Origin of the sequence: Flavobacterium sp. (assembly GCF_965262375.1) — a bacterium.
Lineage (GTDB): Bacteria > Bacteroidota > Bacteroidia > Flavobacteriales > Flavobacteriaceae > Flavobacterium.
Genome location: NZ_OZ253527.1, coordinates 1,919,417 through 1,938,900, shown reverse-complemented (window position 1 = coordinate 1,938,900; position 19,484 = coordinate 1,919,417). Strand labels below are relative to the sequence as shown.

The window sequence follows — 19,484 nt, the reverse complement described above, 5'->3', positions numbered from 1 at the left end:
ACTTAACTGATTACTCGTTTAGATTTTCAATTTTTGAATTCATCCAATTTGTTTGTACTCTAATTGCTTCATTATTTAATTTTAAAGCATCATCCGAATTGAAATTTCCATTGGTAAAATATTGCCAACCTCCCATAAATTCTCCGATTGCTGCTTTTAAAGTTGAAATGTTAATTGGGATGTCTCCAGTTTCATAACCACTTATGTTTTTTTCTTTGTCTTCAATTTTCGCATTGCATGATAAAATATCACTTTCGGCCTTAGCTATTCTCGATAAAATAAGGTTTAATTCATTTTTCTTTTCTTGAATTCTATTGCTAATGTTTCCTAGCATTATTTTGGTTTTTTCATTTTCTGTTTTTAAATAGGAATGGCTTAACACATAGTTTAATAAGAATCCCCAAATGACATAAACTACAAACCCTAATATCAATACTAAGTAAAAATTAATATCCGAAAATATCATATTGAAATTCCACAATTCATTTGTACGACCAGCATTAAACTCATTGTTGTGTACTCCTTCGGCAATTTTATAACCAATGAAAGCATCGGCAATAAATGTTATAAAGAGCAACACCGAAATCAAAGCAAATTTTTGTGGTTTTCCTTTTTTAACCAATTCTTTATTTTCTTCTAATGCATTATGAATTAAAAATCCTAATCCTAAAAAAATCACTGGAAAAAGGATTATCAAAGCAAAAACCCCACCGCCTCGATTCAAAGCATCTGAAAAAACATTTGCATTTATGAAACCTAAACTTCCTTGCTTTATTCCATAAAAAGAAGAATAACCGGAAGAAGAGTAAAAGACAAACAAGTAAAGTGTAAGTAGAATTGTTATGAAAGCTCCAATGATAAAGGAAGTTGTATCACCTAATTCGCCTTCACCATTTTTTATGTCAATTCTATCTAATTCAAGTTCTTGAATTTCGTTTTCTTTATCAATTTTATTAGCGCTGTAAGCTGTGATTTCTGCTTGAAGATCATTTTTTCTGGTTTTTTCCAATATTACTTCTTCTCGCAATCTTGAAATTCTATTTTTAACACCAGTTTCGTCTAACTTTTGGTCTTCTAAGAACTTGTCATATACTTTATTTAAATAGCCATCAATACTTTCAGGATTTGATTTTGAATTTGTTGCTGATTGAAAGCCATACTGGGTTAATGTAATTTTATCGGAAGTTATACTTTCTTGCATATCGATTAATTTAAAATATTAAAAAAAAATTATTTTATGTAAGTTTTATTGCCATTGCTATTAATATAGTAAGTACCACCTCTAGGACCAGTATAAATGGTTTGAGATGCATAAGTCTGCGTGTTAGTTTCAGCTGAAGAATAGGATGCTAAAAAATTATCAGAACTATTACTATTATAACTATTATATGTTGGAGTTGTGTATGATGGTGCTGTATAAGCAGGTATTGTATATGAAGATGTTACTTGTTTTGAATGAGAGTATACTGTAGAAGTATATTCTGGAGAATCATAAGATTTAGCCTTGAAATTAGAATAGCGAGATGTGTTGTAAGAATATGACACACTCCTAGGTCTTGTACCGTGTTTACCAGTATGCGGATTAATATTACCTCTTGTTGTCCAATTATCATTAATAGTATGGTTTTTTTCCGTTCTATAGTGCCCCTTGACATAGGTTCCATTGCTTCTGTAGTAGCCATCAACCCATACTTGTGACTGCGCAAAGGATAAAAATGATGTTAAAAACAAAGTGATTAAAAAGAATACATTTTTCATGATATAAGATTTTATGTTAAAAATTAATTTATATCTATTTATATTCTTTATTTAAAAAGGTAACCCTATTACTAATGTTTTATGAATATTTATTTCTAAGAAGTGATGTATGTTATTGGTATATAGTGTGTTGTATTCCACAAAAAAAAGCGTCAATAGTATTGACGCTTGATTCCTATAAATAAATTTCCTCTCGTTTTTAGAAAGAGATTGAGAGTATAGTATAATTTTGTTTAACTACGATGTTAAATGCGGATTATAGTTTGAAATTAGTTATTTTGGATTTTCTATAAATAAGTTAGTACGTTTTTTTACTAATTCTTTATAGCTCAATTTTGCATCTTCATTTAAAAAGGAATTATCAATTAATTGAATGGCTTTAGGTAACCATTTATGTAGTTTTTTGTAAACAGAATTTATCTGTTTTTCGTTCAATTTCAAGAGATCTCCAAATCTATCAAAGTATTTTTTATTAAAATTTTTCTTTTTACCTCCAAATTTCAATGCAGTATCTTCATCGTCTTTTGGTAAAATAATTTTTACGTTCAACAAATCATAAGCTGGGGATAATACCCATCCTATGTCTGATAACCACATTGAAAAGTTTTTCAAATGCATATCATTATTACCTATGATAAAATTGAAAAGAGTTAGTTCAAAATACCTCAATTTATCCAATAAGGTGTTCACGGATAATTCGCCAATAGTTTTTCCAAGTAATTCGGTTGTTCCTAAATATTTGTCTTCTAATTCAAGGATTTGTAAGAAATCAATCATATGAATTTTCTGACCTGCTTTTTTTCTATCAATTCTTTTAGTAATATAGCACAATTCGCCAGAAGCTAAACGAATCATATTAGAAGGCACTACATCAATTTTTAGCAATTCAGCTAATTTCATTGAGAGATGTTCATTTTCTGGCATCTGTGGGTATTGAGAATTTTGTGGTTTTAGGATATAGTTACCATCTAAGGCATCCATAATGGTTAAACGACCATCGTGTCCATTTTCTAAGTTTGATTTTATCCATCCTAGCGATAATTTAGGTTGCACACCAGGCACGGTTACCGATAATGCTACAGCATCCCTTGCTAATTGTTCCATTTCTTCTAAACGATATGGAAGAACAGGGGCTAAGGAAGTGCCATAAAAAGCTTTGATACATTTATCGTGATAATCAAGATTAGTAATAGTAACTATTTCTTGATAACAATAGAGGCATTTAGACATCTTGATTTTCATTAATAGGGTGAATACTGACAGCACCAATTGCATTTTGACAGCAGGCTAAAAGAAGTCCCATACGGTCATTTTTATTTATTTTCCAACTTTCGGAGGCAATATTTAACAACCACCCCTCTGGAATTAAACCATCAAAAAAAGGGAATAATCTTTTACTTCTGTATGCCCGCCTTTGTACAGGCATATTAAAAGTTATAAATAAATCGGGATAGTTTTCAATGTAATTTTCATCGTACACAAATTCATATTCTCCGCTATCTAACTCTTTTAAAATACCCGATTGAATGTTGTTATATTTAACTATAGCTTGTCTCATGATTATTTTTCGCTAATGGGACCTAAAACATGCCCAAACATTTTCAATACCTGATTTACTTTTGATAGACTTAAGTTTTCTTTGCCTTGTTCAATTTTTCGAATAACCGTTAAAGCTACCCCCGCCTTTGTTGCAAACTCTTCTTGAGTAAGTCCAGCTTGTTTTCGTCTCTTTTTAATAAAATCTGCAATCAAATCCATTTTTATATGCTTTTGAATATAAAAGTAATAAAAAATATTTAATTATATGTAAATAGATATAAAAAGTATTAACACAAGCTTGATTGTATGTTTTTGCATATAAAACTAGGTAAACTTTAAAAGCTATATGTAATTACGTATAATTGATTTTTTTTATGAGTAAGTGGTATTGTCTTTATTTTGATTTTAAGAAAAGGTGTTCATTATATACTGTATTTGTGGATATAAATGCTATTATTGTTTACCTTTAAAGTAATGTTTATTTCACTGATCCTTCTCGATAGACCCTTAGGTTATTATAGTAATTTCAAGGTTGAAAAGGGTTGATTTTAATATTGAGTAAATTCAATAAATAAAAAATATAGGGCTTCAAGCTTGGCTAATCTACATGTTTTTATTTGGCTAAATAACTTTCGATTTTTTTAAAAGCGTCTTCATCAAATTCATATCCCCAAGATTCTTTATAGATTAAGAATTCTTCTTTATTTTTAAGCTGTTGTATACAGTTCACCAATGTTTGAGCAAAATCGGAAATCGAGGAATCTATCGCAAAAATTAGACAATCGTTTATATTTGGAATTTCTGCATAAAAATAAATTTCTTTTGCGCTAAAGCCAAGACGTATCCAATCTAGTACATCGTATTGATTTTCCCAAATTAGAATTTTCAATTTATCATTTTCTTTAATAATTACTTAGCTAATCTATATGTTTTTATTTGTCTAAATAACCCAGCTCTCCGAAGTCTGAGCAATAAATTTAAGATGAATATGCTCCGCAAAGTCTCCCGACTTTGAGGGATGATAAATAAAACAAAAAGCACTCTGTAAAAAGGGTGCTTTTGTTGTTTGAATTCAGCTTTAAAAATAATACAATCTTCTTTTTAAAATGAGGTTTTCCGTAAAACAATGATAGGTTTTTTATTGTAATTTGTGTATAATTTAAAATTTACAAACAATATGGAAACAATTAAGTCTATTAAGCCAGGCCCTAAACCTAATAAACCTGATGGCACACCAGATAAAAGACGTAGGGTTACACCTCCTAACAAGCCCCCCCCTCTGATCCCCAAAGTTTCAACCATAATTTTAAGATAGGCTTGCTACGCAAAGTCTCCCGACTTTGTGTTAAGATAGTAATCTAATACTATTCTACATTATTTTTGCATTTTCATTAAAAATAAAAATAAGTGATTATTGAAAAAAAGTTTAATTTGTGGTAACTCAAAGCTGAGGGACTTTGCGCAGCTGGGGCAGGAATAGTTAGTAAAATAGAAGATTATATTTATTCAAGCGCAAGTAATTATATTGAAGGAAATGGATTAGTTAAAGTTGAATTAGTCGAAAATAAAGTTGTGAATGTTCATAAAAAGTCATCGTTTGAGAATATGTTAGTTAGAGCTCAAAGTCGGGAGACTTTGCGCAGCGGGGTATGCCCATTTTACTGTTAACTTTCTACTGTTTTTTTTTGTCTTCTTTTATTGTTTTTACTCAATAGATTCTTGTACTACAGGTCGCAGTACTGTTTTTCAGCCGCTACAATTTTCCTGTACAAATAAAGATTTGAATTAGACCAATCTGAATTTAATGATTCATTATTTTTGAATGACCATGCGTCAGATAATCCTGAAAATTTATCTCTGAGGTGGGGAAAATCTAGAAATAAATTAGCAATGAAGTTGATGTTGTTTTTTGCCAATGCCAATATTACATAAGCTTCAACATGTTCAGTATAAAAATTTAAAAAATCATTATTTTCAATTAAAAAATGATGGTGGTACTTTTCGGCTTCCGTAAATTTATCGTTCCAAAGTAATATTGAACATATTATATAAAAACCAGCAGCTTTAGAAAAATCATCATCATCCTTTGAGCAAAAATCTATAGCAATCGTTACATTTTCGAGTGCAAAATCTTTAAGATGTCTTATGTTTTTACTCAGAATTAAGTAGGATAGTTTAATCAATGCCGTTGGGCTCTGATTTATGTCCAACACTCCAAAAAATGCTCTTATTGTACGGTCATCTGCTATCCCTAAATTAAGTTCATTAGTTGCAATCGTTTCAGTAACAATTCCGATTAGTTCATCGCTAAGCTCTATATGTTCAGATATGTTGTTTAAAGCGTTAACAATATATTGGTTAGACAGTTCGCTTTTCCCTAAATTGAAATAAGCAAGACCTATTACAAAACCAGCAAAAGGCATTTCTTCAAGGATTGTTTTTAGGATTCTGATGCACGTTTTATCATCAACATTCAAATACCCTAATCCTATTTTAAAAACTTCATTTGCGCTTTCTTGAGCTAATTGGATTATAAATCTATTGTCGAGTAATTGTAGGGGTTCAAAAGTGTTTTGTAGGTTGGCTAAATCTACATTAAAACTCAACTCAATTTTAAACTCTTCATCAACCGTAATTACAAAATCTCTAACTTTTTCTTTAAGAATAAGCATCGATTCAAATAGATTTCCTCTCCAATTGATGTACTCGTTTTTACATTTATTTTGATTAAAAATCTCTTCATGAACTGTGAGTAAAAAAGTACCTTTCATTTTTGTAGCCACCCAATTACTACTAAACTGAAAATAATCGCCATGATCTTTAATTGATAAATAGAATTTTGTATCTGTATTTTTTACTGAATAATCTGCTAAAAAAGCGGTGCTTCTAACTACATCATAAAATCCCGATTTGAATTGGTCTCCTTTTTTAAATTTGGGGTATATCCTATTGGTATTGATATTACTATGGATGTTTTTCCATATTAGATTATGATAGATGTATTCTTTTCCCATATTTATTACAATTCAAATGTTAGAACTCTTTTTGTGTTTACCAAATACCACTTATCTAGTTTTTTTACAATGAGTTTCAATATTTTACTTAAAATTAGCGAAATGAAGCAAACAAAGAATTGGCTTTAGGAAAACTTGGACTAAAGACGGTTTTTGTGCATCTGAATGAGGTAATTATTTTATTGAACTGAAAGTCCCTTACAATTTACTTAGGGCTAAATCAACAAAATCTTCACCATTTGAAACTAACTCCAATTTAATATTACTCTTAGTTGCTTTTGAAAGTTCTTCAAAGTGCTTTTTGCCACAATCAATTTTTCCTTGTTCTGCAGGGCGTAAAAAGTCATATCCTAAAGTACCTTTACTTTCTACAACGAAATATAATTGTTCTTTACCATCAACTTCAAATAAAACTGCCCAATCAGGATTATAATTGCCTAGAGGTGTTTCAATTTTAAACCAATCGGGAAGCTTAGCATATACCTTTACATTGTTGTTTTTTTCAAACTCTTTTGAAAGTTCTTTTTCGATGTTACTATCATAAATTGTAAATTCAAAAGGTGATTTTGAACTTTCAATCATATTGGATTTTAAATATCCAGTTAGTTCTTCGTTTTCAAAAAGTTCTTGATTGTAAAATTCATTATCTCCAATTTTCTTGTACACAATTCCATCTACAATATGCAAGCGCATTTGTTCATTAATTATATCAATACATCCTTCAATGTATTTTTGTGGGTTTATTTTAAAGAAATTCAGATTATCACAACCTCTTAGAATTTCCACAATTGATTTTCTAGTTAATCTTGTTTCATTTTGCAAGTAACCAATAATATCAGGTAAAGCAGCAACTTCTTGCTTTACAACATCATAATTTGTTTTTGGATCATTAAATGTAACTCCACCCTCGGTAATATCTAACTTTGTTTTATTGTATGATAGTTTTCCTCCATTAACAACTAATCTATTGCTAATGTTTTTAATGCATTCTTTTATTAATGTTTCACTCTTAAAGTCAACAGAATATGTTGTTTTAAATTTTATTTTATCCCAAAGATTTTTAAATTCTTCACTTAAAAAGACTTGCTTATTAACTTTTACAATTTCTTTAGTAGCATTATTTTTTACATCTAATCTTCCAGCTGTTCTGGTAATTTCTTTGATGATTTGTTCTTCAACATGTTTTTCAAAATCTTGACCTAAATCAACTGCTCCTTGTTTGATATCTTCTTTTAATAGATCTTGGATTTTACCTTTGGTATTGATGTATCCTTTTAGTAATAAGTGGTTAAATACTTCTTCCGATTTATGATGTCCTAAATATTCAGGCTCATTACCATTCATACTAATTACTACATTGCTGAAACTATGTGTTTGAAGAATACCAAATTTGATACCTGTTTCATCTTCAATATTTTTTTGAAGCTCCTCTACAAATTGTTCATAGCTAACACTTGCCATAACTGTAAGTGTATTTACTTCAAAACCATATACACGTTCACCATCTTGGTTGACTGCTAAACGAAGACCACGACCAATTTCTTGTCTTCTTTTGTTGTCTGATTGTCCTGCTTCTTTAAGTGTACAAATTTGAAATACATTTGGATTGTCCCAACCTTCTTTTAATGCTGAGTGAGAGAAAATAAAACGTAGTTTACTATCGAAACTAAGTAATTTCTCTTTATCTTTCATAATTAGATTGTAGGTATCTTCATCTGCTTTAACTGAACCAGAAGTATCTTTGAAATATTCAAATTTTTCTTTCTTGTTGCTTGCTTTAGATTGTTTATCAATTGAGAAATAACCGTTATGTATTTGAGAAACTTCGCTATCTAAATCTTTTATTTCATTGAAAATAGATTGGTACTTTCTTGATTTTATTAGTTTTTTGTATTCTTCTTCGAAAATTGTAGCATAATCACCATTTTGTTGATTTCCTTCTTCATCATATACGCGATAATGCTTTACAGAGTCAATAAAAAACAAGCTTAATACTTTTATCCCTTTTGGATTTAATCTTACTTCTTTGTCTAAGTGTTCTTCTATTGTTTTTCTTATTTGAAAACGTTTTATCATCAAATCATCTACAGCTCCAATTGAATGACCTAAACTAATCTCGGTTCCATTAGTAAACTCAATATATTCTTGATCGATATAGATGTCCTTTAAAAAGTAATCTGCATATTGAGGCAATTTTGTAATCTGTAATAAATCTGTATTTTGTTTTATTTCTTTTATTTCACGCTTTGCTTTACCGTCACGTCCTTTTACATCAATCTCTACTTTTGCTGATATACCATTACGGTTTTGTAGTGATACCAGTTTTATGTATGCTCCGCTGGAAGCTGCACCATCAACCATTACTGATGCTACTTCAATTTGTTTTACCAACTGTTTGTTATAAGCATCCACAGCATCTAACTTGTACATTAGATTAATTTTTTCTGTGTGTGTAGCTGAGTATCTGAAAATTGCTAATGGATTAAGATTTTTGATGGATTTCTTTTGTAAAGGACTACTCATAGTTGATTGAGGCTCGTCTACAATTACAAAAGGACGTGTGTTTTGAAGCAAAGAAATAGGTTTATAGCCTAATTTATCATTATAATCTAATAAGATTCTGTTTGTTTTAGCTGCTGTTTCATCTATATCTTTTGCAAAAGCTTGAATGTTGATTACCATTATTTGTAAGCTATCATTTATAGCAAAATCTCTTACACTAGATAAATCAGAACTATCATAAACGAAGAAACTTTTTTCGTTATAGACTGCTTCTGGGTAATGTTCGTTGAAATGGTCAACGGTCATTTGTAGTGATTTAAAAACACCCTCTTTAATAGGAATTGAAGGTACTACAATGATGAATTTTTTGAATCCATATTGACGTTGCATTTCCATAATAGTTTTTAGATACACGTAAGTTTTTCCGGTACCTGTTTCCATTTCGATTGAAAAATCAAGATTGTTTATGTCTATTTCATTTGATAATGAAGGACGCAATCCGTTTCTTAATTGTATTTTTTGAGCATTGTCTATGATTTGAGCTTCATTGATTTGTAATTTATTAGCAAAACCCAAGTTATTTTCTGCAGTACGATACTGTTTGTTTATATATTCTGGTGAAAATACAGTAAAGTTAGAAGTACACACTTCTTGTCCTTTGAATATATCTACAATAGCTTCTACAGCATCTTGTTGGTGTTCTAATCCGCTTACAAACTTTATTTTCATGGTTTCAAATCTATTTTTTAGGTGGTGCACTAAGTCTTACAACTTGTGCACTAAGCTTTTTAACTGGTGCACTAACATTATGTACTGGTGCACTAAGGACTTCTGCATTATTATAATTAGTATCATCTTGTCCAAGTTAACTTTAATATTACACTATTTTATGTATTACTTGGACATCTTGTCCTAGTTATTGTCCAAGTAGTGCATGTTAATATATTTTGTTGACAGTTAACTTGGGCACTCTTTTTTGATTGATTTATTTATTTTTATTTGATATGAGCGAAATAATTTAATCGAGTTCCTTTAAAATTATCTATTAATGCTCTTTGTACTTCTGGGAAATCTCTGAATGCATTCATCCAAATGGACCAAAAACCATTTTTAAGTGATAAATCTACAATTGTTTCAACATCACATTTATCAGCAATATATTTTTGTTTATATTTTTCACTTAATTCCCATGCTTGCTTACGTTCTCGCCAGCGATCATCTTTAGTGCTATAGTTTGCAATTCCAGGACGACGATCTAGTCCAACTAAATTTACCAATTCAACAACTTTACTCCTTAAAGGTTCAACAACTTCATCTTTAATTTTGATAAAACCGCTCTCTAAATATTCAAAAGGAGAAAATGTATTCTGAATATGTGGTAAAATAATATTAGGGAAGTCAATTTCTTTTGTTCCTTTAATTGAATTACAATTTTTACATGCCAATAAAAAGTTATTCCAAAGAAACTCTTTATCAGGATGACCATCTTTATCTTGAATGTGTTCTACATCAAGAGCAGAACTAAAGCCTTCTCTTTCACAATAAGAACAAAACGTACCAATTGCAGCTATTAAATCTGGTTTTGCATCACCATATGGATTGTACTCTATATGGTTAGTTGTGTATCTTGATTTATCAACTGGTCTCATTTATGGTAGTTCGGTTTTACGTTCAGCTTGCATTAAAGCAACATAAACTGGGTCATCATTAAATTCTAGTTCAATCCTATCTAGTTCCATTTTTAACTTTCTAGTTTCTATGTCATCTTTAGAATTTTTTCCTTTTTCAATTAAATCAAAATATTTAGCAGCAATATCTTGATAGTGCATAAATTTTTGACTTCTTTTTACATTAACAACATCCATATCTTGTTCTGCAATTTCCTCTATACTCTTAGTGAAAGGATCTTCATTAATTACTTCAACATCTAAACTTATTACTTCCTCTTTCTTTAAAGATTGAACAATAAAAGGTGAATGTGTTGTTACAATAAACTGGATTTTAGGAAAGGTTCTTTTTAAATCTTCAATAATGTGACGCTGCCACTTTGGATGTAAGTGCATGTCAATTTCATCAATTAAAACAATACCTTCGGTGTCTAAAACTGCTCTTTCACCTAAATGTGGATTTAACTGTATTGCTCTGTAAGCTAAGTCGGCTGTTAAATGAACAATACCTCTATATCCGTCACTTAGATTTTTTAATGGTAACCAATTACCATTTTTGGTTTTACCTAAAATATCTTCCTGGTCCCAACTGTAATGTAATTGTTCCCAATCCTTGACCATAGATGTTATTGTATTAGTAAAAGCATCATACAAACTCTTATCTTTTTCAAATTTTAGAATATTGTCTTCATATGTTTTAAACCAAACTAAAAACTTATCTTTGATAGAACGTGAATCTAAACAAGCATAATAGCCTTCAAATCTGGATGTAAGTTTCTCGTATTTGTTTTTTTTATCAAATATGTTACCCCATAATCTTGCTGTTGTATGATGAACAAATAATGGTAAATTTATAGGGTTTTCAATGTTTTGAGAAAAATACTCGCCTAAACTAGTTACATCAGATGCTTCTTTGTAACTTAGGTTTTTAGAGAATTTAGGTTGTTTTCTACACCATTTTAATGTATGCCCTTCAAAATTAAAGCTACCTTCTAAAACAACATCACGTGGTTCTTTTCTGCCTAATTCTGTGATAACATTTCTAATTTCATGTTTGTATAAAGGTCTAGTTCTAGTACCACTATAGCCAAAACTAGCTCCTGATTTCATTAGGATAGTACCCATAGCTATAGAAACGGCGTCTAAAATTGACGTTTTTCCAGCACCATTATCACCGATTAAAACATTAAATTGTGGATTAAAAACAAATGATTTGTCCTCAATTCCTTTAAAGTTTTTTATATGTATGTCGTTTATTTTCATAACGAAAGTTATTTTTTTGTAAAAAAACTAAAACCTATTTATATACTATTCACCTCTTCAATACCAAATCGTTTTAAAATTTGCATTGCGTTTACTTTGTCTTTGTCGCTTGCAAAGCCTGAGTCTTTGAAGATGACTCTGCAAATGGAAGGGTTTAGTTCTTGTTTCCAAGCTCCGATGCCTTCTGAAATTTGTGGTGTAATGCCATCTGCTAAGCAAATGAATAAGGTGCCTAATCCTATGCTGTACACTGTTTTGCCTGCTATGTTTTTTTCTTCTATAGGCACGGTTAAATCTAAACCGTATTTTAGTAGAATTTCAAATAAAATATCTTCTTCGGTTCTATTTGTTTTGATGTTGTTTGCGAATACATCTAACTGCTGTTCTAAATTATCTGGATTGCCATCCCAAGCGGTAATGTTACTGCTGTCTAATTTGAACGCTTTAAAACCAACGTCTAATTTGTCAATACCATCTTTGTCTTTAAAATCTTTTTTGATTTTTTCTCCTGCTCTTCGAATACGCTCTTTTGTGATATCAGCTATATTAAAGTATTTTGCTTTGTAAGCTTCACTTTTTTCATCGGTAGGTTCTGGTAATTGTACTGAAATACATTTTCTTGAACCACCATCTTCTGCATTCAGTTGCATTACGGCATGGGCTGTGGTACCGGAACCTGAAAAGAAGTCAAGAATAATATCATTTTTAGATTTACTTTCACCAACTGAAATAATTCTTTGTAGCAATTTAGTTGGTTTCGGTGTGTCAAATGGAACTGTACTATCTGAAAATAAATCTCTAATTTCTGATTTTGCACCAATATTATGACCTGCATCGTTATATGACCAAATTGTAGTTGGAACAATACCATTTTGAACTTCACTAAGATATGTTTTTAGATATGGTCTTGAAGTTCCATCTTTCCCAAAAGTAATTCTTCCGTCTTCTAATAATTCTTTGAACCTTTCTTTTGAAACTACCCATGCTCTTGAAGCAGGTGGTGTAAACTCTAAACCAGTTGGGCCTGTTATTATATAATCATTTGCTTTACTATACGTTTTCACTGATAAATTTGTTGCAATCCATTCACCTCTTGGATCACCATCTGGATTTTTATATTTTGAATTTAATTCATCGGGCCTTTCAAACATATTTGGACGCCAATTATTTATGTTTTTACAATAAACCAATATGTGATCATGTACATCTGAAAAATATTTTGCATCATTTGCTGCACCATATTTTTTATGCCAAATCAAATTTGTTACAAAATTATCTTCTCCAAAAATCTCATCACACAATTTTCTCAAATTATGCACTTCGTTATCATCAATTGAAATAAAAATAACGCCATCATCTGTCATTAGGTTTCGTGCCAAACGCAAACGAGGGTACATCATGTTGAGCCAATTACTGTGATAACGACCGTCACTTTCGGTATTGGTATTTAGTTTTTTACCTTTATCGTCAACTTGTCCGGTTATACTCAAATAATTACCTAAATTATCGGTATAATTGTCTTTATACACAAAATCTTTGCCTGTATTATAAGGCGGATCTATGTAAATCATTTTGATTTTATTAGCATAACTTTTTTGCATTAACTTTAATACTTCCAAGTTATCCCCTTCGATAAAAATATTGCTCGTAGTGTCCCAATCTTTACTCTCTTTTTTATTAGGTCGTAATGTTGCTGTAGTAGGTTTGTTTGCTTCTAAACGTGCCTCACTTTTGCCTGCCCAGGTGAAGCGATAGTATTCGTCTTTATCTTCTACGTTTTCGCCCAACAATGCTTTTAATTCATTGAGGTCTATGTTCCCTTCTTTAACAATAGTAGGAAACAATTGTTTTAGTGTTTCTATGTTGTCTGCCACAATGTTGGCACTGGTTAATGCATTTATTTTTTCCATACTTTACTTCTTCCAAATTTGTAATGCAATTGCTTCTAAATCTTCTGCACGATTATTTATGGTGCTTTCATTCCAATCCTCTAACACTGTATATTTTGTAGTTAAAGGTAATGATGAATATTGCTGCAATACTGTTTTTTTATTGCTCCAAGCACTATTGCGTAATTTGCTATTTAGGTTTTTGGTAATAATGGTTAAATTCCCAAAAGTCAGCAGCTTGTAATTTCGTGCATTCTTTTCTTCTTGAGTTTCTAGCTTACTCCAATTTTCTTCCCATTTTTTTGGCATCATGTGCTCTACAGAGAAACTATTTGCACTCAATACCGTTACATCGTTAAGTACTGTTTTTACTTGATATAGTGCAATAATGTATAACGTTTCTTTTGCATGTTGATTGCTTAAAATAGAATTGGCAAAAGCATTTTTTACATCAGTGTCTTCTGGAAAACGATTGGTGTCTTCTTTGTAACTATGTAAGGTGTTTTTTAAGGCTTCAAAGATTGTAGTTTCACTAGTTTCTTTAATACTCTTAATTATTGATATGAATAAGTTGTTGTAGTTTTTTGTAGTTAGTCTGCAAATATTTCTTCTCACCAAATAGCTTTCTAATAGTTCCAAACATTGTTCTCTTTCTGTTTCGTCTGCAACACTTTTGTAGATGTACAATACTAAAGGAAAAATTGTGGTAATGTTCAGGTTTTCGATAACATGAAAGAAACGTTTTTCTTTATCATCAAACTTCAAATTGTTCAATTCTGTTCCTGAAGGGAATGTAGCATAGATTTCGGCATAGGATTTTAAACCTTCTAAAAATGTTTTTTTGTCTTGGAAGGATTTACCCGATAACCAGTTTTTATAATCTTTGAACAGATGCTCTAAAGATATGTCTTTTTGAGTTTCTATTAATAGATAACAGTATAATAATACATCGATATTTTCTCGATAAACACGTCCTGCTGTTTTTTTAGTATTCCAAAATTTGATTGTTTCTTCGTCACTTTCAAAAATGTCTTCCCAATAGGTTTTGTATAAATCTTGTGTTTGTTTGTCGCTGAATACATAATTTTTTAACAACTCAGAAGTTGTTAATTTTACTCCTAATGAGTTAATCGTATCGAATATTTCTTGCTCATCATCGTGAGCATCTAACACCATGCTAATTGCTGGAAACTTGTGTAAAATGATGTTATTATAGTTAAGTAACTCATCATTTGATAATCCTGAGAACTTAGCTAAGAAGTAACGATACGTATCTAGTATGTTACTTTTTCCTTCAGGTTCTGTAAAATTGGTATTTTTATCTGAACTTAATACTTTGTCAAAATAAATGGTATCAATACGATTGTGCATAATACGGTAATGCACTTCACCATAAGCATCTTTAAAAAACAAAGAGTTGTTGATGTTATCAAATAAGAAGTTAGCATTTGGCTGGTTTAAATCAACATTATTTGCCAACGCTTTAATCAATAACGAAAAAGTTGTCATACGTTGTTGTCCGTCAACTAAATCATACTTAGCTGCCATTTGTGAACTATTACTGCTGTTTTTTGTGATAATTGTACCAATAAAATGTTCTTTAAGCGGATTGATTTTATTAGCTTTTGCTGTTTCAATTACATCTTCATATAAATTTTCACAATCCTCTTTTAACCATACATAAGGACGTTGAAAGAAAGGAATAACATACTGATTGGTTCCAGTATTTAGTAAGTTTAGTAAGTGTACTTTTTGTATGTTCATTATTGATTGACTATCTTATTTGTTAATTCTGTAATTTCTTTTCTGTGTTCTTGAATTTTGGTATTGTATTTTACCATTTCGGCTACTTGTGTTTCCTTTTTGGCAAGATTTTCAAGTGTTGTAATTTGCTGTTTTACTGCTTCTATTTGTTCCAAAAGTAAGACATTTTCTTTACTTTGCTCTATTGGTCTTGCTACAAAAGTACCGTTAATTTGTGCCGATTGCAAGCCTATAACGGACTGAATAAAATGATTGTAATACTGACTTAAATTCAACTTGTTAGCTTTGTCAAAACTTAAGTTTTCGAGAAACTGGAGTTGTTTTTTGTCGGTTGTTTGTATTGCAATTGTTTCTGTTGTATAGTTTTTTTCTAGTACTCTTTTTGTAGCATCGTTACTGTTTATTCGTTTTTCGGCTACGTTGATTATCATTCTTTTTTCGTCATAGATTATTAAAACTATTGGATTGGGAATGTATTTTTGAATGAGTTCTATGATTTTGTTTTTTTGTTTGTCAAACTGTTCGTCAGTGGTTTGAACTGCTAAAACAATTATTTCTTCATAACTTACTGTTTCATTATTAAATACCGGAATATTTGCTGTTTCGGGATTTACTAACGCTAGTACTTCCATTTGTTTGATGGTAGCAAAATCATCTAACAGTTTTTTTTCTGACAATGTTAAATCAAAGTTGCGCTTAAAGAATGTTTTAGGCAACTTTTGATTTACCCAACAATGTGCAGGTAAGTTTACTATTTTATGAATTAATGCTACTGCCATTGGCTATTTTATGATTAAGAATGAAATTATTTCGAAAGGCGCATCGATACTCTTTTTAGACAAACGGCTGATACCTGGTAAGGCTAACGAGTTTAAGCCCATTTCGGTAGAAGCTCCTTTGTAGTGTTGCAATGCCACGTCTAATAATTCTTTGTAACCCTCCATATAACGTCCGCTTTTTGTTTGCTGATTGAATTCGGTAATCAAATTTGGCAGTACTTCGGAATGTCCTAAACATAGTTTTTTATAATAGTCTAAACAGCGTTTTGGATTTGTACTTGGGATGAAAATAGTACCTTCGGTAGTTACATAACACAAGGTAAATGGATATATAATATTGGTACTTAGTTTATCCGCATCAATAGTGGATTGTGTGTCTTTTAAGCAAAAAAGAATTCCTTTTTTTCCATCTTCCAAATTGTTTTCGGTTAATGCAAAAATACCTTTTGGGGTTATTTGGAACGTTTCTCTTTCATTTGGTGTTAGTCTATCTGCATCAATTTTAAAGTCATTGAATGTTAAATCAGTAATCGAGATTCCGCCTTCAATATCTTCTAAGTCTAAAACTTGACTTTGCAATTGTTTTAATTGTTTTCTTCGATATTCTAAATCTTGATTTTGATGTGCCGTTTCGTCAATAATGTTATCATCACCAGTTGCAGAAGTATCTAATAATTGCATACGTCCTTTTACACGACCAATTAAATCGATGTAACTATCTAGAGCTAAATTTGGAAAGAAATTAACCAATTGTATTTTATCATTTTTGGAACCAATACGGTCTATACGTCCAAAACGTTGAATGATACGAACCGGGTTCCAGTGAATATCATAATTTACTAAATAGTCACAATCTTGCAGGTTTTGCCCTTCGGAAATACAATCTGTACAAAAAAGTATATCAATTTGGTTTTTCTCGTCAGGATAAATTGCATTTCGTTTTTTAGATAATGGTGAGAAATGAATTAAAATAGAGTTCAAATCTAAACGGCAATTTGGCATATTTGATTTGTTAGCATCACCACCCGTTACCAAAGCTGAATATATTTTATGCTCATCGAGAAGCCATTGCGACAATTGTTCGTACAGGTACAGAACCGTATCAGCAAAAGCTGAAAAAACTATTACTTTTTTGTTTCCTTCATTGATTGGATTATTTAATTTTTCGATGATTAGTTTTTTTAAGTCATCCAATTTTGCATCACGTTTTGAATCGACTACTGAAGACATTGCCAATAGTTCTTCTAAACGTTTTTTGTCATCGTCAATGTATTCCTTGAATTTAACTAAATCTAAATCCTGCAACAATACTTTTACTTTTCCACCAATGATTAAATCTTCTAATCGATCATCGTCGAATTCTACTTCGTTTATATCGAAATCTGTATCGAAATATTCGTTTTGATGAATTGTTTTTATCTTATCTGAAAGATATTCTACTTGGTTTAAAAGAGAGGCTAAAGTCAATCTAAATGAATGGATAGAACTTTCTAAACGCTTCAAAAGATTTACTCTCATTAAGTGAATTAAACTGTCTTCACGTTCAACTTGTCTGAAAACAGAACCTGTTGAAGTAATGTAATCGTATTTTTCTTCGTAGCTTTTTTTCTTATCATCACGAACAAAGTATAACGGAGAATAGAACTTTAAATTTAAAGCATTCAATAAATTATTCACATTGTCCATTTGCGGAAATGCTTTTCCAGTATCAAAGTCAGAGTATTTTGCAATAGGTTTTAGGCGTTCCGGAAACTTACCGATATCCGTTACGTCATAATATTTTTCAATGTGCTTTCTTGAACGCGCTATGGTTAATAAATCTAATATCTTAAAGTAATCGCCATTTAAGCTGGTTACTAAACTATCACGATTTATATTTTCGCTATGGTTGTCTTTTAACCAACTATTGAATTTTTGTTGTGCTTTACGTAATGTTTGGTCGATACTTGATATTCCGAATTCGCTTAAAGCTGCATCATTTTGTTCTGTTATGAAAGCGATTTGGTTTTTTATATCGTTCATTCTCGTGTTTACAGGTGTTGCCGACAACATTAAAACTTTTGTTTTTACACCTGTTTTAATGATATCCCGCATTAATCTTTGGTAACGAGAAACAGCATTTTTACGAGGATCATTATTCCTGAAGTTATGACTTTCATCAATAACTACTAAATCATAATTGCCCCAATTGATTGTTTCTAAATTTATTAATCCTGAAGTTCCTTTTTCACGTGATAAATCGGTATGATTCAATACATCAAAATTCATTCGGTCTTTAGCCAAAATATTCCTTACATCAGAAATTAGACTATAGATTAACCAGTTTTCACGAAGCTTCTTAGGACACAAAACTAAAATCCTATCGTTTCTTAGGTTATAGTATTTCATAACCGCCAAAGCTTCAAATGTTTTTCCTAAACCTACACTATCCGCTATAATACAACCACCAAAAGTTTCAATTTTGTCAATGGCTCCAAGTACTGCATCTTTTTGAAAATTGAAAAGCATTTTCCAAACTTCGGTTTCTTTGAATCCGGTTCTGCAAAGACGTTGTTCTGATATTTCGTCTATGGTTTTGTTTTGAAAAATATTATGTAGTGTGAATTTATATAATTCTTCCGGACTGTAATGTTGTGCCGCTTTTACAATACTTTTAAGAATATTTTCTTTTAAATCTTTTTTACTACTGTTCCAAACATTGTCAAATATTGATAAATATTGATTGCTTGTATCAACGAATGAATTAAGAAACATTGGTTGTTTTGCAGACATAACTCCTAATGAAATTAGGTTTAAATCGTGTGGAACCAACATAAAATAATTTGTAACCTGATTTGTTTCAGTTAATATAAACTTTTGACCACCAACACTTCCTTCTCTTATTTCTACTTTATCTTTAATCAGTTGAAATACTTTATCGGCTTTGAACTTTTGAATTAAATTATGATATGATTTTAGTTCTTTTTCATCATATGAGAAACGTATATCTTTTTCTACATCAATGTTATCAATTAAGATTTTTATTGGTTTTAGAGACTCAAAACTTTCTAATAATTCAAATATTGAAGCAATTGAAAAATAATTAGCAGCAATATATATAGACGAATTTTCCTTTAATACTAATTTCAATTCCTCTATTAAAAGAACATCTTGATTGTTAATTATTTTCATGCTATTGAACAGGAGTTTGCTTATGAATAATTGAAATTTTGCAAAAAAATTATGATTTTTAATGTATAAAATACAAGCCTAAAAGGCTCTTATTTATATAAAGAGGTAAATATAATAAAACGCAATCTAAAATAATAT

General features: G+C 30.5%; 14 protein-coding genes. All 14 read right to left on the bottom strand.

The features are described 5' to 3' along the window. Positions 1 to 10: 10 nt before the first annotated feature. The 14 genes from ACQY29_RS08955 to ACQY29_RS08890 all read right to left on the bottom strand — a co-directional run bounded on the left by ACQY29_RS08955 (position 11) and on the right by ACQY29_RS08890 (position 19,346). Positions 11 to 1,201: a hypothetical protein gene (locus tag ACQY29_RS08955; RefSeq protein ID WP_428224851.1), complete on the bottom strand. Its 1,191-nt coding sequence runs from the start codon at positions 1,199 to 1,201 to the stop codon at positions 11 to 13. Between the two features lie 29 nt (positions 1,202 to 1,230). Then, positions 1,231 to 1,758, bottom strand: a complete 528-nt coding sequence (locus ACQY29_RS08950; protein WP_428224850.1) for a hypothetical protein — start codon at positions 1,756 to 1,758, stop codon at positions 1,231 to 1,233. Positions 1,759 to 2,031: 273 nt separating this feature from the next. After that, a complete protein-coding gene (locus tag ACQY29_RS08945; RefSeq protein WP_428224849.1) occupies positions 2,032 to 2,988 on the bottom strand; it encodes a HipA domain-containing protein in 957 nt (318 codons plus the stop codon). After that, positions 2,981 to 3,316 (bottom strand): HipA N-terminal domain-containing protein, encoded by a 336-nt coding sequence (locus tag ACQY29_RS08940; RefSeq protein ID WP_428224848.1) that lies wholly within the window; start codon positions 3,314 to 3,316, stop codon positions 2,981 to 2,983. The genes ACQY29_RS08945 and ACQY29_RS08940 overlap by 8 nt, the downstream gene beginning before the upstream one ends. Positions 3,317 to 3,318: 2 nt before the next feature. After that, positions 3,319 to 3,516, bottom strand: a complete 198-nt coding sequence (locus ACQY29_RS08935; protein WP_127823667.1) for a type II toxin-antitoxin system Y4mF family antitoxin — start codon at positions 3,514 to 3,516, stop codon at positions 3,319 to 3,321. 394 nt (positions 3,517 to 3,910) lie between these two features. Then, positions 3,911 to 4,186, bottom strand: coding sequence for a hypothetical protein (locus tag ACQY29_RS08930; protein WP_428224847.1), 276 nt, complete (start codon positions 4,184 to 4,186; stop codon positions 3,911 to 3,913). Between the two features lie 835 nt (positions 4,187 to 5,021). Continuing rightward, positions 5,022 to 6,311: a hypothetical protein gene (locus ACQY29_RS08925; RefSeq protein WP_428224846.1), complete on the bottom strand. Its 1,290-nt coding sequence runs from the start codon at positions 6,309 to 6,311 to the stop codon at positions 5,022 to 5,024. Positions 6,312 to 6,509: 198 nt separating this feature from the next. Beyond that, the gene (locus ACQY29_RS08920) at positions 6,510 to 9,542 is read right to left on the bottom strand and encodes a type III restriction-modification system endonuclease (RefSeq protein ID WP_428224845.1); all 3,033 of its coding nucleotides are present in this window, start codon (positions 9,540 to 9,542) and stop codon (positions 6,510 to 6,512) included. Between the two features lie 266 nt (positions 9,543 to 9,808). After that, positions 9,809 to 10,462, bottom strand: a complete 654-nt coding sequence (locus ACQY29_RS08915; RefSeq protein ID WP_428224844.1) for an HNH endonuclease — start codon at positions 10,460 to 10,462, stop codon at positions 9,809 to 9,811. After that, positions 10,463 to 11,743, bottom strand: a complete 1,281-nt coding sequence (locus tag ACQY29_RS08910; protein ID WP_428224843.1) for an AAA family ATPase — start codon at positions 11,741 to 11,743, stop codon at positions 10,463 to 10,465. A gap of 38 nt (positions 11,744 to 11,781) precedes the next feature. Continuing rightward, positions 11,782 to 13,653 carry a site-specific DNA-methyltransferase gene (locus tag ACQY29_RS08905; protein WP_428224842.1) on the bottom strand — a complete coding sequence of 624 codons (1,872 nt, stop codon included), beginning with the start codon at positions 13,651 to 13,653 and terminating at the stop codon, positions 11,782 to 11,784. Positions 13,654 to 13,656: 3 nt separating this feature from the next. Continuing rightward, positions 13,657 to 15,396, bottom strand: a complete 1,740-nt coding sequence (locus ACQY29_RS08900) for a DUF262 domain-containing protein (RefSeq protein WP_428224841.1) — start codon at positions 15,394 to 15,396, stop codon at positions 13,657 to 13,659. Continuing rightward, the gene (locus ACQY29_RS08895; RefSeq protein WP_428224840.1) at positions 15,396 to 16,175 is read right to left on the bottom strand and encodes a DUF4391 domain-containing protein; all 780 of its coding nucleotides are present in this window, start codon (positions 16,173 to 16,175) and stop codon (positions 15,396 to 15,398) included. The genes ACQY29_RS08900 and ACQY29_RS08895 overlap by 1 nt, the downstream gene beginning before the upstream one ends. Before the next feature lie 3 nt (positions 16,176 to 16,178). Beyond that, positions 16,179 to 19,346 carry a helicase-related protein gene (locus ACQY29_RS08890; RefSeq protein WP_428224839.1) on the bottom strand — a complete coding sequence of 1,056 codons (3,168 nt, stop codon included), beginning with the start codon at positions 19,344 to 19,346 and terminating at the stop codon, positions 16,179 to 16,181. Positions 19,347 to 19,484: the final 138 nt, after the last annotated feature.